The 14,425-nt window shown below is 69.3% G+C and carries 11 protein-coding genes, 1 pseudogene and 1 riboswitch; of the genes and pseudogenes, 5 read left to right on the top strand and 7 right to left on the bottom strand.

All coding sequences use genetic code 11. The features are described 5' to 3' along the window. Positions 1 to 243, top strand: a pseudogene (locus tag A5700_RS26615) (hypothetical protein); the annotation flags it as partial. A gap of 162 nt (positions 244 to 405) precedes the next feature. On the opposite strand, the gene A5700_RS14860 reads toward A5700_RS26615, so the two are convergent. The 3 genes from A5700_RS14860 to A5700_RS14850 are packed head-to-tail and all read right to left on the bottom strand — an operon-like array spanning position 406 to position 3,664. Then, positions 406 to 1,140 carry a class I SAM-dependent methyltransferase gene (locus A5700_RS14860; RefSeq protein WP_068072145.1) on the bottom strand — a complete coding sequence of 245 codons (735 nt, stop codon included), beginning with the start codon at positions 1,138 to 1,140 and terminating at the stop codon, positions 406 to 408. Then, on the bottom strand, positions 1,137 to 2,273 hold the full coding sequence (locus tag A5700_RS14855; protein ID WP_068072129.1) for a homoserine O-acetyltransferase: 1,137 nt from the start codon (positions 2,271 to 2,273) through the stop codon (positions 1,137 to 1,139). The genes A5700_RS14860 and A5700_RS14855 overlap by 4 nt, the downstream gene beginning before the upstream one ends. A gap of 11 nt (positions 2,274 to 2,284) precedes the next feature. Beyond that, the gene (locus A5700_RS14850; RefSeq protein ID WP_068072126.1) at positions 2,285 to 3,664 is read right to left on the bottom strand and encodes a bifunctional o-acetylhomoserine/o-acetylserine sulfhydrylase; all 1,380 of its coding nucleotides are present in this window, start codon (positions 3,662 to 3,664) and stop codon (positions 2,285 to 2,287) included. 37 nt (positions 3,665 to 3,701) lie between these two features. Further along, positions 3,702 to 3,819: riboswitch (SAM riboswitch) on the bottom strand. A gap of 136 nt (positions 3,820 to 3,955) precedes the next feature. On the opposite strand from A5700_RS14850, the gene A5700_RS14845 reads away from it, so the two are divergent. Then, complete coding sequence (locus tag A5700_RS14845; RefSeq protein ID WP_068072123.1) at positions 3,956 to 6,187, top strand: NADP-dependent isocitrate dehydrogenase; 2,232 nt, start codon at positions 3,956 to 3,958, stop codon at positions 6,185 to 6,187. Between the two features lie 26 nt (positions 6,188 to 6,213). Next, positions 6,214 to 7,455 carry an NADP-dependent isocitrate dehydrogenase gene (locus tag A5700_RS14840; protein WP_068072116.1) on the top strand — a complete coding sequence of 414 codons (1,242 nt, stop codon included), beginning with the start codon at positions 6,214 to 6,216 and terminating at the stop codon, positions 7,453 to 7,455. Here the strand turns inward: A5700_RS14840 and A5700_RS14835 are convergent. Next, entirely contained in the window at positions 7,448 to 8,245 is a 798-nt protein-coding gene (locus A5700_RS14835; RefSeq protein WP_068072142.1) for an alpha/beta fold hydrolase, read from the bottom strand. The genes A5700_RS14840 and A5700_RS14835 overlap by 8 nt on opposite strands. A 167-nt stretch (positions 8,246 to 8,412) precedes the next feature. On the opposite strand from A5700_RS14835, the gene trpS reads away from it, so the two are divergent. Then, on the top strand, positions 8,413 to 9,438 hold the full coding sequence (trpS, locus tag A5700_RS14830; protein ID WP_068072114.1) for a tryptophan--tRNA ligase: 1,026 nt from the start codon (positions 8,413 to 8,415) through the stop codon (positions 9,436 to 9,438). Between the two features lie 34 nt (positions 9,439 to 9,472). After that, positions 9,473 to 10,501, top strand: coding sequence for an inner membrane protein YhjD (yhjD, locus tag A5700_RS14825; RefSeq protein WP_068072113.1), 1,029 nt, complete (start codon positions 9,473 to 9,475; stop codon positions 10,499 to 10,501). Here the strand turns inward: yhjD and nagA are convergent. From nagA to A5700_RS14810, 3 genes are read right to left on the bottom strand one after another with little or no spacing between them, the layout of a single operon-like run. Continuing rightward, positions 10,498 to 11,646 carry an N-acetylglucosamine-6-phosphate deacetylase gene (nagA, locus tag A5700_RS14820; protein ID WP_068072111.1) on the bottom strand — a complete coding sequence of 383 codons (1,149 nt, stop codon included), beginning with the start codon at positions 11,644 to 11,646 and terminating at the stop codon, positions 10,498 to 10,500. The genes yhjD and nagA overlap by 4 nt on opposite strands. Continuing rightward, the gene (locus A5700_RS14815; protein ID WP_068072110.1) at positions 11,616 to 12,986 is read right to left on the bottom strand and encodes a sugar porter family MFS transporter; all 1,371 of its coding nucleotides are present in this window, start codon (positions 12,984 to 12,986) and stop codon (positions 11,616 to 11,618) included. Before A5700_RS14815 ends, nagA begins: the two co-directional genes overlap by 31 nt. Beyond that, positions 12,983 to 14,221 carry a D-alanyl-D-alanine carboxypeptidase family protein gene (locus A5700_RS14810; RefSeq protein WP_068072109.1) on the bottom strand — a complete coding sequence of 413 codons (1,239 nt, stop codon included), beginning with the start codon at positions 14,219 to 14,221 and terminating at the stop codon, positions 12,983 to 12,985. The genes A5700_RS14815 and A5700_RS14810 overlap by 4 nt, the downstream gene beginning before the upstream one ends. Positions 14,222 to 14,425: the final 204 nt, after the last annotated feature.

Here is a 14,425-nt window from a genome sequence, read left to right as displayed (position 1 = left end):
GTCACCGACTACGCCCACACCCACCGCACCGACATCGACGACCTCACCTTCGCCTGCGGACCCCACCACCGCCTCCTACAACCCGGCGGCTGGACCACCAGAAAAAACCCCCACGGCGACACCGAATGGATCCCCCCACCGAACCAAGACCGCGGCCAACCCCGCACCAACACCTACCACCACCCCGAAAAGCTGCTGAGCGATAAAGACGACGACGAAGACCACAATCCGGGGGCGGCGTGATACGCCTCGGCCAGCGCTGACCGACGCGTCCTCCAGGAGTAGGTTGCGCTGATTGCCCTTGCGCCCGGCGCGCCGCTCGTGAATGTCAGTGGGCCAGAAGCGCTTTGGCGGACAATGACGACAACGCCAAGCCGCATCAGGACGACGGCGCGGGGTGAGTCGTCAGGCTGTCAGTGTCGCGCGGATGCAGACGGTGACGTAGGGCAGCGCCAGGCCGGTCGAATTCGCCAGCGCCGGATGGGTGGCCAGCAATTCGCGCACCTCGGCGAGCGTCCTGCTACGGACCTCCGTCGGGGAGGTGATGCAGTAACTGCGCGACGCCACCAGGTCGATAAGAGCTTGCGGCGTCACGTAATTCGTCCACTCGACCAGGTGGCGCTCCGGCTCGCTGAACGACGGTGATAGTGCCACGTCGAAGCGGCCCGCGTCGCCGTCGCTGCCGATGATCCGTCCCAATTCCCGCACCCAGCCGAGCCGCTCGTCGCGGGTGTTCCACACCAACGCCAGCCGACCGCCGGGCCGCAGCACGCGGGCCACCTCCGGGATGGCGCGTTCCGGATCCACCCAATGCCAGGCCTGCGCCACCAACACCGCGTCAACGCTGTTGTCCTCCAACGGGATTTCCTCCGCGGTACCCAACAGGGCCTGGGTCTCCGGCAGCGCGGTGCGCAGCACCTCGAGCATGTCGGGGATGGGATCGACCGCCACCACGTCGAGGCCGCGCTCCACCAGCCGGGTCGTCAGCTTGCCGGTGCCCGCCCCCAGGTCCAGGACCTTGCGGGCGCCGACAGGCAGCAGCCAGTCGATGGCCTCCGGCGGATACGAGGGGCGCCCGCGTTCGTAGGCGGCGGCCGCCGCGCCGAACGACAGCGACTGGTCTTGCCGGGAGCGGGTCACCGCCGGCACGTGCCTTCGCCGCCATCCCCGTCGGCAAGCTCGAGCGTGCGGCGAATCATGTCGCCCACGGCGTCGGTCTCCACGAGGAACCCGTCGTGCCCGCAGATCGACTCGACCACCTGCAGGCCGGCGCAGCCCGGCAACAGCTCGGCCAGCTCCTCCTGCAGGCGCAGCGGGTACAGCCGGTCCGAGGAGATGCCCCCGACCACGGCCGGCACCGGGCAACCGCGCAGTGCGCTGGGCACACCGCCGCGGTCGCGACCCACGTCGTGACTGTTCAGCGCCTCGGTCAGCGCGACGTAACTACCGGCATCGAAGCGGGCCAACAGCTTGTCTCCCTGGTAGTCCAGGTAGCTCTGCACCGCGTAACGCCCGTCCTCGCCGCCCTGCTTGTCGTTGCCGAACCGCTGGTCGAGCTCCACTTCGCCGCGATAGGTCAGGTGCGCGAAGCGGCGGGCGATCGCCAGCCCGGCGTCGGGACGGAGGCCCGTGCCGTGGTAATCGCCGCCCTGCCAGTGCGGGTCGGCCTTGATCGCGGCGATCTGCGTGGACTGGGTGCCGATCTGGTCGGCGGTGGCGCGCGCGCCGACCGCCAGCAGCAGCCCGGCCCGCACCCGGTCCGGGTGGCCGACCATCCATTCCAAGGCCCGGGCGCCGCCCATGGATCCGCCGACCACGGCGGCGACCTCGTTGATGCCCAGCGCGGCCAGCGCCGCCACGTCGGCCGCCACCTGGTCGCGCACGGTGATCATGGGAAACCGTGAGCCCCAAGGCTTTCCGTCCCGGGCAAGCGAGCTGGGCCCGGTGGAACCGCGGCAACCGCCCAGCACGTTGGTGGCCACGGCGCACCAGCGGTCGGTGTCGATCGGCGCGCCCGGGCCCGCCACCCCGTCCCACCAACCGGCGGTGGGATGCCCGGGACCGGCGGGGCCGGTGATGTGCGAGTCGCCGGTGAGCGCGTGCAGCACCACCACCACGTTGTCGCGGGCGGGCGACAACTCGCCCCAGCGCTGGACGGCGATCGTGACGTCGTCGATCACCGCGCCACTCTCGGTGGTCAGCGAACCGATGTCGACGAAGCCGATCTCGCCTTCGGCGGGCAGCGTCTGGGTGGGCACTTCGAAGATGGTCATGGCCGACTCCTCTAGAACGCAGCCACGGCCTGCGGGTCGGAGCCGGCATCGGACGTTGCGGCGCCGTACTTGCGGGCCGCGGCGAACCCGAGTTCGAGGTCGGCCAGGATGTCGTCGATGCCCTCGATGCCGACCGCCAGCCGGACCAACCCCGGCGTGACGCCGGTGGTCAGCTGCTCCTGCGGCGAGAGCTGGGCGTGGGTGGTCGACGCCGGATGGATCACCAGCGAGCGCACGTCGCCGATGTTGGCGACGTGGCTGTGCAGCTGCAGCGCGTTGACGAAGGCCTTGCCGGCGTCGATGCCCCCGGCCAGCTCGAACGCCAGCACCGCCCCGGTACCCTTCGGCGCCAGCTTCTTGGCCCGCTCGTGCCAGGGCGAGCTGGGCAGCCCGGCGTAGTTCACCGACAGCACGCCGTCGTGGCCTTCCAGAAACTCGGCGACCCGCTGCGCGTTCGCCACGTGCCGCTCCACCCGCAGGCTCAGCGTCTCCAAGCCCTGCGCCACCAGGAACGCGTTGAACGGGGAGGCGGCCGACCCGAGGTCACGCAGCAACTGCACCCGCGCCTTGAGCGCGTAGGCCGGCGGGCCGAGCTCGGCGAACACCACGCCGTGGTAGCTGGGGTCGGGAGTGGTGAAACCGGGGAACCGACCCTGCGTCCAGTCGAAGGTGCCGCCGTCGACGATGACGCCCGCGATCGCGGCACCGTGGCCGCCCAGGTACTTGGTGGCCGAGTGCACCACGACGTCGGCGCCGTGGGCGAAGGGCTGGATCAGGTACGGGGTGGCGATCGTGTTGTCGACGATCAGGGGCACGCCGTGGGAGTGCGCGACGCCGGCCACGCCGGGGATGTCGAGGATGTCGATCTGCGGGTTGGAGATGGTCTCGGCGAAGAAGGCCTTGGTGTTCGGACGGACCTCGGCCTGCCACGACTCGAGGTCGTCGGGGTCGTTCACGAAGCTGACCTCGATGCCGAGCTTGGCCAGCGAGTAGTGGAACAAGTTGTAGGTGCCGCCGTACAGCCGGGGGCTGGAGACGATGTGATCTCCAGCACTCGCGACGTTCAATATGGCGAACGTCTCAGCCGCCTGCCCGGACGAGAGGAACAGGGCGGCCACGCCGCCTTCGAGCGCGGCGATGCGCTGCTCGACGACGTCGGTGGTCGGGTTGCCGATTCGGGTGTAGATGTTGCCCGGCACCTCCAGCCCGAACAGGGCGGCGGCGTGGGTGGTGTCGTCGAAGGTGTACGACGTCGTCTGGTAGATCGGCAGCGCCCGGGCGTTGGTGGCCGGGTCGGGTCGCTGGCCGGCGTGCACCTGTTTGGTCTCGAAGGACCAGTTCACCGCAGGATCGGTGGGGTGTTCGTTGTTGCCGTCGGCGTTATCGCTCATGCGAAGTTTCCCCTTCAGTCAGGGGTCCGTTCTGACGGACCCGCGCTTGCCGCGCAGCCTGTGGCTACTAGACCTGGTCTTTCACCCGGGGCACCCCACCGCGGTTGGAGGGTTGCCGGCCAGCAAGCCGGGGCTTGATGCTGGCGCTCATGACCAATACGAAGGCTATCTTACTGTGCCGACTCGGTGCTAACCGCGGCGGTGCGCGTGCAGGTCGACACCTGTCCAAACACCCTTGCTAACGTGGCGGTGAGAACGCCGAGCCCCATCATTGACGCCGGAAGAGGGACCGTGAGCGCCGAACAGCCGACCGTCATCTACACACTGACCGACGAAGCGCCGCTCCTGGCGACCTACGCGTTCCTGCCGGTCGTGCGGGCCTTCGCCGAGCCCGCGGGCATCACGATCAAGACCAGCGACATCTCCGTCGCCGCGCGCATCCTCGCCGAATTCCCCGAGGACCTCACCGAGGAGCAGCGGGTGCCGGACAACCTCGGTGAGCTCGGGCGGCTGACCCAGGACGCCGACACCAACATCATCAAGCTGCCCAACATCAGCGCCTCGGTGCCCCAGCTGACCGCCGCGATCAAGGAACTGCAGGGCAAGGGATTCAAGATCCCGGACTTCCCGCACAACCCGAAGACCGACGAGGAAAAGGAAATCCGGAACCGCTACGCCAAGTGCCTGGGTAGCGCGGTGAATCCCGTTCTGCGGCAAGGTAATTCGGACCGGCGCGCGCCCAAGGCGGTCAAAGAGTACGCGCGCAAGCACCCGCACAGCATGGGGGAGTGGTCGCAGGCGTCGCGCACGCACGTCGCGACCATGAAGCACGGCGACTTTTATCACGGCGAGAAGTCGATGACGCTGGACCGGGCGCGCAACGTGAAGATGGTCCTGGAGACCAAGAGCGGTAACACCTTGGTGCTCAAGGAAAAGGTCGCGCTGCAAGACGGCGACGTGATCGACAGCATGTTCATGAGCAAGAAGGCCCTGATCGACTTCTACGAAGAACAGATCGAGGACGCCTACGAGACCGGCGTGATGTTTTCGCTGCACGTCAAGGCCACGATGATGAAGGTGTCGCATCCCATCGTCTTCGGGCACGCGGTGAAGGTCTTCTACAAGGACGCGTTCGCCAAGCACCAGGCGCTGTTCGACGAGCTCGGCGTCAACGTCAACAACGGCCTGGTCGACCTCTACAACAAGATCGAATCGCTGCCCGCGTCGCAGCACGACGAGATCATCCGTGACCTACACGCCTGCCACGAGCACAGGCCGGAGCTGGCGATGGTCGATTCGGCCAAGGGCATCACCAACTTTCACTCGCCCAGCGACGTAATCGTGGACGCCTCCATGCCGGCGATGATCCGCGCGGGCGGCAAGATGTACGGCGCCGACGGCCGCCAGAAGGACACCAAGGCCGTCAACCCCGAGTCCACCTTTTCCCGGATCTACCAGGAGATCATCAACTTCTGCAAGACCCACGGCGCGTTCGACCCGACGACCATGGGCACCGTGCCGAACGTCGGGCTGATGGCGCAACAGGCCGAGGAATACGGTTCGCACGACAAGACTTTCGAGATCCCCGAGGACGGCGTCGCCAACATCGTCGACCTCGACAGCGGGGAAGTGCTGCTGACGCAGAACGTGGAGGAGGGCGACATCTGGCGCATGCCGGTCGTCACCGACGCGGCGATCCGCGACTGGGTCAAGCTGGCCGTCACCCGGGCCCGCAATTCGGGCATGACCGTGGTGTTCTGGCTGGACACCGAGCGCCCGCACGAGGCGGAGCTGCGCAAGAAGGTCAAGGCGTACCTCAGGGAGCACGACACCGAGGGCCTGGAGATCCAGATCATGCCCCAGGTGTGGGCGATGCGGTACACGATCGAGCGGGTGGTCCGCGGGCAGGACACCATCGCCGCGACCGGAAACATCCTGCGCGACTACCTCACCGACCTGTTCCCGATCCTCGAGCTGGGCACCAGCGCCAAGATGCTGTCCATCGTGCCGTTGATGGCCGGCGGCGGCATGTACGAAACCGGCGCGGGTGGGTCGGCGCCCAAGCACGTGCACCAACTGGTCGAAGAGAACCACCTGCGCTGGGACTCCCTCGGTGAATACCTGGCCCTGGGGGCGTGTTTCGAAGACATCGGCATCAAGACCCACAACGAGCGCGCGAAGATCCTGGGCAAGACGCTGGACTCCGCCATCGGAAAGCTGTTGGAGAACAACAAGGGTCCGTCGCGCAAGACCGGCGAGCTGGACAACCGCGGCAGCCAGTTCTACCTGGCCCTGTACTGGGCGCAGGAGCTCGCCGCGCAGAGCGACGACGAGAAGCTGCGCGAGCGCTTCGCCGCGCTCGCCGACACGCTGGGCAAGAACGAGGACACCATCGTCGCCGAGCTGGCGGAGGCCCAGGGTGAGGCCGTCGACATCGGCGGTTACTACTACCCGGACGCCGAAAAGACGACCGCGGTGATGCGCCCGAGCAAGACGTTCAACGAGGCCCTGTCGAAAGACTAAGACCGGCAGAGGAAGTCGGGCCCGTCATGGCGAACCGCGACGCGAGGCACCCCAAGATCAAGGTCGAGGGTGTGGTGGTAGAGCTCGATGGCGACGAGATGACGCGCGTCATCTGGAAGATGATCAAGGATAAGCTGATCCTGCCCTACCTCGAGGTCGACCTGGACTACTACGACCTGGGCATCGAGCACCGCGACCGCACCGACGACCAGGTGACGATCGACGCCGCCTACGCCATCAAGAAGCACGGGGTGGGCATCAAGTGCGCCACCATCACACCGGACGAGGCCCGTGTCGCCGAGTTCAACCTGAAGAGGATGTGGCTCTCGCCCAACGGCACCATCCGAAACATCCTCGGCGGTACCATCTTTCGCGAGCCGATCGTCATCTCCAATGTGCCGCGGCTGGTGCCGGGGTGGACCAAGCCGATCGTCATCGGGCGCCATGCCTTCGGCGATCAATACCGGTCGACCAACTTCAAGGTGGACAAGCCCGGCACCGTCGCGATCACCTTCACCCCGGCCGACGGCAGCGAGCCGATCGTGCACGAGATGGTGTCCATCCCCGAGCACGGCGGCGTGGTGATGGGCATGTACAACTTCAAAGACTCCATCCGCGACTTCGCGCGCGCGTCGTTCTCCTACGGCCTCAACGCCAAGTGGCCGGTGTACCTCTCGACGAAGAACACCATCCTCAAGGCCTACGACGGCATGTTCAAAGACGAGTTCCAGCGCATCTACGACGAGGAATTCAAGGAGCGCTTCGAAGCCGAGGGCCTGACCTACGAGCACCGCCTGATCGACGACATGGTGGCCGCGTGCCTCAAGTGGGAGGGCGGCTACGTGTGGGCCTGCAAGAACTACGACGGCGACGTGCAGTCCGACACCGTCGCGCAGGGCTACGGCTCGCTGGGGCTGATGACCTCGGTGCTGATGACGGCCGACGGGCAGACCGTCGAGGCCGAGGCCGCCCACGGCACCGTCACCCGGCACTACCGGCAATACCAGGCCGGCAAGCCGACCTCGACGAACCCGATCGCCTCGATCTTCGCGTGGACCCGCGGGCTGGCCCACCGGGGCAAGCTCGACGGCACGCCCGCGGTGACCGAATTCGCCCAGACGCTGGAGCGGGTGGTGGTCGGCACCGTGGAAAGCGGGAAGATGACCAAGGACTTGGCGATCCTCATCGGACCCGATCAGCCGTGGCAGCAGAGCGAGGAGTTCCTCGACTCCATCGCCGAGAACCTCGAGGAGCGGCTGGTCAGCTAGCCGGCGGCTGGTGGCGGTCGGCGGGCCGCGTGCAGTCGTCGATGAAGTCGGTCAGCACGGCCGCGACGCGCTCGGGCGCCTCGAACATCGGCACGTGGCCCACGCCTTCGAGCTCGGTGACGCGCGTCCCCGGGGGCAGGAACTTGGTGAAGTGCCGGTTGAACCTGCTGGCCGGCACCACCCGGTCCTTCTCGCACAGCACCAGCTGGACGGGCACCGCGGTGTCGGCCAGCTGCAGCAGGCCGGGGTCGGACAGCGACTTGGCGAGCAGCTGGAAGTACGCCGGGCAGTGCACCGCGTCGTCGATGACGACCGAGAGTTGCTGGGTGCTGATGCCGTCCGGCGTCGCGGTCAGGGGCAGGGTGGCCATCCGCCGGCTCAACGGCAGCCGCAGCACCCGGTCACCGAACAACCGGGCCAGGGCCAGCACCGGCATGCCGGCGACGAACTTGCCGATCACCTCGAACTTCACCGGGCTCCACCGCGTCCAGCCGCCGGCGGCGCCGATGCCGGTGACGCTGCGGGCGCGCCCGCGCCGCTCCAGCTCGAACGCCACCCAGCCGCCCAGCGAATTGCCCACCAGGTGGGCGGTCTCCCAGCCGAGCTGGTCGAGTTGGCGCTCGACGTGATCGGCCAGCACGGACGAGCTGAGCAGCCAGGTGCCCGCGTACGGCCCGCCGTTGTGCCCGGCCATGGTGGGGGCGAACACCTCGAAGCGGCCCGTGTCGGCCAGCCGCGGCGCGACGGGCTCCCACACGGTCTGCGACATCAGGAAGCCGTGCAGCATCAGGATCGGTTCGGCGGAGCCATCCCTGGGACCGAGGTGGATCGGCGCACGAGTCGTCATACCCGCGACATTAAAGCCGGTACCGGCGGTACCGCAAGCAGGCCCCGGCTCGGGTGGACGGCCGGGCGCGGACTCCGCCCGCGAAGCGCCCGTGAAAAGATCGGTGCATCATGAGCACCGCTTCCGGATCCGGCCGGCTATTCTCCGGCGTCCAGCCCACATCGGACTCCCTGCACCTGGGCAACGCGTTGGGCGCCGTCGCGCAGTGGGTGGCGCTGCAGGACGACCACGACGCGTTCTTCTGCGTGGTCGACCTGCACGCGATCACCATTGCCCAGGACCCCGACGCGCTGCGCCGCCGCACCCTGATCACCGCCGCCCAATATCTGGCGCTGGGCATCGACCCGGCCCGCAGCACCGTCTTCGTGCAGAGCCACGTGCCGGCGCACACCCAGCTGGCCTGGGTGCTGGGCTGCTTCACCGGCTTCGGGCAGGCGTCGCGGATGACCCAGTTCAAGGACAAGTCGCAGCGCCAGGGCGCCGACTCCACCACCGTCGGGTTGTTCACCTACCCGGTGCTGCAGGCGGCCGACGTGCTCGCCTACGACACCGACCTGGTGCCGGTCGGGGAGGACCAGCGTCAGCATCTGGAGCTGGCCCGCGACATCGCACAGCGGTTCAACGCCCGGTTCCCGGACACCTTCGTGGTGCCCGACATGATGATCCCTAAGGCCACCGCCAAGATCTACGACCTGGCCGATCCGACGTCGAAGATGAGCAAGTCCGCGGCCACCGACGCCGGGCTGATCAACCTTCTTGACCCGCCGGCCGTGTCGGCGAAGAAGATCCGCTCGGCGGTGACCGACAGCGAGCGCGAGATCCGTTTCGACGTCGAGGCCAAGCCGGGCGTGTCGAACCTGTTGACCATCCAGTCCGCGGTGACGGGCGTGGGCGTCGACAAACTCGTCGAGGGCTACGCCGGTCGCGGCTACGGTGACCTGAAGAAGGAGACCGCCGAGGCCGTCGTCGAGTACGTGAGCCCCATCAAGGCCCGGGTTGACGAGTTCATGGGCGACACGGCGGAGTTGGAGGCGGTGCTCGCGGCGGGCGCGCAGCGGGCCGACGAAGTGGCGGGGGAAACCGTGCGGCGGGTCTACGATCGGTTAGGTTTCCTTCCGCAACGGGGGATTCGGTAACGGGGACTGCACTCGCTTCTCATTGGAGCCGCGCATGAGTGAGCCGGCCAAGCCGGGCATCCTTGACCGGCTGCGGGTCCGGTACGGGTGGTTCGACCACGGCGTGCGCGCCTATCAGCGTTTCGACGCACGCAACGGCGGCTTCTTCGCGGCCGGCCTGACGTACTACACGATTTTCGCGCTATTCCCGTTGCTCATGGTGGGTTTCGCGGCGTTCGGTTTCGTGCTGGCCCGGCGGCCGCAGCTGCTCAACGCCATCGACGACCACATCCGCTCCCAGGTCTCGGGCGCGCTCGGCCAGCAGCTGCTCGATCTGATGAACTCGGCGATCGACGCGCGCACGTCGGTCGGCGTCATCGGCCTGGCGACCGCGGTGTGGGCCGGGCTGGGCTGGATCTCGCACCTGCGGCAGGCGCTCACCGAGATGTGGTGGAACCAGCGCGTCGATTCGCCGGGATTCGTGCGCAACAAGTTCTCCGACCTGCTGGCGATGCTGGGCACGTTTGCCGTCACCCTGGCCACCGTCGGGCTGACCACCCTGGGCCACGAGGCGCCCATGGCCGCCGCGCTCAAATGGCTTGGCATCCCGCAATTCGTGGTGTTCGACTGGCTGTTTCGGTTGTTCTCGATCGTCATCTCGACGCTGGTGTCCTGGCTGTTGTTCACCTGGATGATCGCCCGGCTACCCCGCGAAAGGGTCGACGTGACCGACTCGGCCCGGGCCGGGCTGATGGCGGCGGTCGGCTTCGAAGCCTTCAAGCAGGTCGCGTCGGTCTACCTCAAGGTGGTGTTGCGCAGCCCGGCCGGCGCCACCTTCGGGCCGGTGCTCGGCCTGATGGTGTTCGCCTACATCACGGCCTATCTCGTACTGTTCTGCACCGCGTGGGCCGCGACCACCTCCGAGGATCCCCGCGATCGGCCCGTCGACCCGCCGCCCCCCGCGATCATCGCGCCCCGCGTGCAGCTGGACGAGGGCCTGTCCACCCGGCAGACCGTCACCGCGATGGGCCTGGGAGCCGTTGCGGCGCTGGCGTTTTCGCGTCTCACGCGCTGGCTGCGTTAGCCGCCCACCGCCCAGTCGCCCCGGCGCAGCACCGCGACGACCGACCAATCGTGGTCCAGCACAACAAGGTTCGCGTCGTAGCCGGGCCGTAGAGCGCCGACCCGCCGCAGGCCCAGGGCGCGCGCCGGGGTGGTCGCGGTCACCTGGACCGCGGCGGCCGGCCCGGCGCTCGCGGCCACGGCGGCGAACAGCCGGTCCATGGTCGCGGTGCTGCCCGCAATCGTCGACGTGCCGCGCACCCGCGCCACCCCGGCGACGACGTCGACGTCCACGGCGCCCAGCCGGAACGTGCCGTCGGGGCGCCCCGCCGCGGCGGTCGCGTCGGTGACCAGGGCGACGCGGTCCGGGCCGGCCGCGTCGATCACCGCGGTCACCACCTCGGGATGCAGGTGCACGCCGTCGGCGATCAGCTCGACGGTCACCCGCGGGTCGCGCAGCAGGGCCAGCGCCGGGCCCGGGTCGCGGTGGTGCAGCCCCGGCATCGCGTTGAACAGGTGCGTCGCGACGGTGGCGCCCAGCGACACCGCGCGGCGGGTCTGCTCGTAGGTGGCGTCCGTATGCCCCACGGCCACAACCACTCCCGCGTCGAGGAAACGCCGGATCGCCCGGTCGGCGCCGGGCAGCTCGGGTGCCAAGGTGACCATTTTGATGGCCCCGGCGCCGGCCGCCAGCACCGCGTCGACCTCGTCGGGGTCCGGGTCGCGCATCAGCGCGGGGTCGTGCGCGCCGCAGCGCGCCCGGCTCAGCCAGGGGCCTTCCAGGTGGATGCCGGCGACGGTGCGCCGCGCGGTCGCGTCGGCCAGCGCCCGCACCCGCGCGATCAGGTCGACGGGTGCCGCGGTGACCAGGCTGGCCAGCGTCGTGGTGGTGCCGCGGGTCAGGTGGAAGGCGGCGGCGCGATCGGCGGCCGGGCCGTCGGTGTAGGAGGCGCCGCCGCCACCGTGGACGTGCATGTCGACGAACCCCGGCACCACGGTGCCGCCGGGGAACGTGCGGTCGGCCGGGTGCGGCGGCGTGCCGCCGCCCGCGGCCAGGATCTGCGCGCCGGCGATCTGCACCCAGCCGGGGCGGTGAATCCGGCCGTCCACGACGACGGCGCCCGCCGCGATCGCGCTCACCCGGTCGCCCCGGGGGGTTCGGGCCATCGCCCGCCGTTCTCCCAGAACAGCCTGATCTCCTCGAGCTGGCGGCTCTTGGTCTCCGGCGCGTAGCGGTACACGAACGCGAAGGCCGCCACCGCGAACACGGTCAACAACGCGTAGGTGCCGGCGCCGCCGAGTGAGTGCAGCAGGGTGAGGAAGACGGCGGCGACGATGGCGTTGGCCACCAGGTTGGCGGTCAACATGGTGCTCGAGCCAAGGGACCGCAACCGCGACGGGAAGCTTTCGCTGGCGTACACCCAGCCCAGCGAGCCGAAGCCCATGGTGTAACCGAAGATGAACAGCAGAATGCCGGCGAGCCCGGCGAGCGCGCCGCCGAAGTTCGCGCCGAACACCGCCGTCAGCGCCACGTCGGCGGCGATCATCATGGCGGTGCCGCACAACAGGATCGGCCGCCGGCCCACCCGGTCGACCAGCAACAGCGCCACGCCGACGGCCGCCAGGCCGGCGACCTGAAGCAGCGCCGGGAGCCCCAGCAGCGCGAGATTGCCGCTGAAGCCCATGGCCGCGAAGATGCGGGGGCTGTAGTAGATGATCGCGTTGATGCCGGTGATCTGGATCAGGAAGCCCAGGACGATCACGAAGGCGGTGGCTCGCGCGTACGGGGGGCGCAGCATCTCGGACACGCCGCCCCGGCGCGCGGGGGATTCCTCGGTGAGCGCACGCCCGATCTCGAGCAGTTCGTGGTCGGCGTCGGCGTCGGGTTCCACCAGCGCGAGCGCGCGCCGGGCGTCGTCCATCCGGCCCTTGAGCACATACCAGCGCGCGGTGTCGGGCAGCCGAAACACCCACGGCAACAGCGCGAGCGCGGGCACGCAGGCCAGGCCCAGCATCCACCGCCAGCTGTGGGTGCCGGCCAGCGCGTAGCCGGTCAGGTAGCCGACGATGAGCCCGCTGACGATGGCGAGCTGGTAGGCCGTCAGCAGCGACCCGCGGATCGCGGTCGGCGCGGATTCCGCGACATAGACGGGAACCACCACCACGGTCACCCCGATGGTGAGGCCGAGCAGCAGCCGGGCCCCCAGCAGCATCGGCAGCGACACCGACACCGCGGCCAGCAGCGCGAACACCGCGTAGGCGGTCAGGATCAGCACCAGGGAGCGCTTGCGGCCGATCAGGTTCGCCAGCACGCCGGCGCCGAGCGCGCCCGCGATCTGCCCGATCACCACGATGGTGGTCAGCAGCTCCTGCTGCCGCGTCGACAGCCCGAACTGTTCGGTGACGAACAGCTGGGCGCCGGCGATGATCGACAGGTCATAGCCGTAGATCACGCCGACGCACGCGGCGGTCAACCCGACCAGCAGGCCCCGCGAACGGCCGGTCAACGATGCTGCGGCCGGCGGTTCATCGAGCGTGCGGCCATGATCAAGCTAAACACGACGAGGGTGCCGATGACGCCGACGCCCACCCGCACCGGCATCGCCTCGGCCGACGGCAGCATCGCCGCGGCCTGTGGGGCGGCCCCGGACCGCTCGTCCGCGTCCCGCTTGGCGGGCAGCAGCGACGGGTCAGGGTCCAGCAGCGCGCCCACCTGGGTGCCCTGCGGCGTGGCGAAGCCGTAGTCCAGCAGGTGCGCGGCCTGCTCCCACGGCGCGATCGGCTGCCGGGTGCCGTGCAGCAGCACCGCCATCAACCGGCGTCCGTTGCGGTTGGCCGCCCCGACGAAGGTCTGCCCCGCGTCGTCGGTGTATCCGGTCTTGCCGCCCAGCGCGCCGGGGTACTTGTAGAGCAGCTGGTTGTCGTTCTCCAGCTCGTAGCCGGGGTGGTCGCCGTGGCCGGGGAAGTCGAAGGTGCGGGTGGCGACGATGTCCGCGAAGGTCGGGTTCTGCCACGCGTAGCGGTAGAACAGCCCGATGTCATAGGCCGAGGTGCTCATCCCCGGCGCGTCCAGCCCCGACGGCGAGGCCACCCGGGTGTCGTGACCGCCGAGCTTGGCGGCGAGCACGTTGATCTTCTCCAGCGCCTGCTGCATGCCGCCGAGCTGCATCGCCAGCGCGTGCGCCGCGTCGTTGCCCGAGTGCATCAGCAGCCCGTGCAGCAGCTGGTTGACGGTGAACATGCCGCCCTCGTCGACGCCCACCTTGGTGCCCTCGGCGGCCGCGTCGTCGGACGTCCCGGGCACCGACTTGTTCAGGTTGAGGGCGTTCATGGACGCCATGGCGACCAGCACCTTGATGATGCTGGCCGGACGGTGCCGGCCGTGCGGGTCCTTGGCCGCGACCACCGCGCCGCTGTCGAGGTCGGCGACCAGCCAGGCGTCGGCGGAGACGTCGCCGGGCAGCGGCGGCGTGTCCGGCGCGGCGACGATGCCGCAACTGCCCAGCGCGTCGCCGCCGACCGGCTTGGCCGGCACGGCCAGCGGGATGGGCGCGTCACCGGCCGTCGGCGCCTCGGAGGAGTCCACCGCCGGCGGGGTGTTGATCTTGTACGGGCAGTCCGTCGGTGCGGCGTTGGGACCCGCGGCGGGTTCGGCCCGGGAGATCGGCGCGCCGACCGCCGCCGGCGCGGCGAGCACGATCAGCGCCGCTGCCAGGCACGACGTGGAACGTAAGAGGCTCATTAGTTGTGCAGAGTAGGGGATCGCCGGCCCGAATCCGGGGAGCCGCGCTGTTACTGGTGTGGCTCGTGTTGCGATGCGGTCGGCGCGCGCGGGCCGCACCCAACCCCTACACTGGCGGCTATTCCGAACAACACGTGGTGGGCCAGGCTGGCGGGCTCCCGAGGCGGCGCGGCCGAATCCGGTCCGCGGTCGCTGGGGCACCTG

It is taken from the genome of Mycobacterium sp. E1214, from assembly GCF_001666755.1.
Classification (GTDB): domain Bacteria; phylum Actinomycetota; class Actinomycetes; order Mycobacteriales; family Mycobacteriaceae; genus Mycobacterium.
Note: the sequence above shows the minus strand (reverse complement) of the source record. Positions and strands in the feature narration are given on the sequence as shown.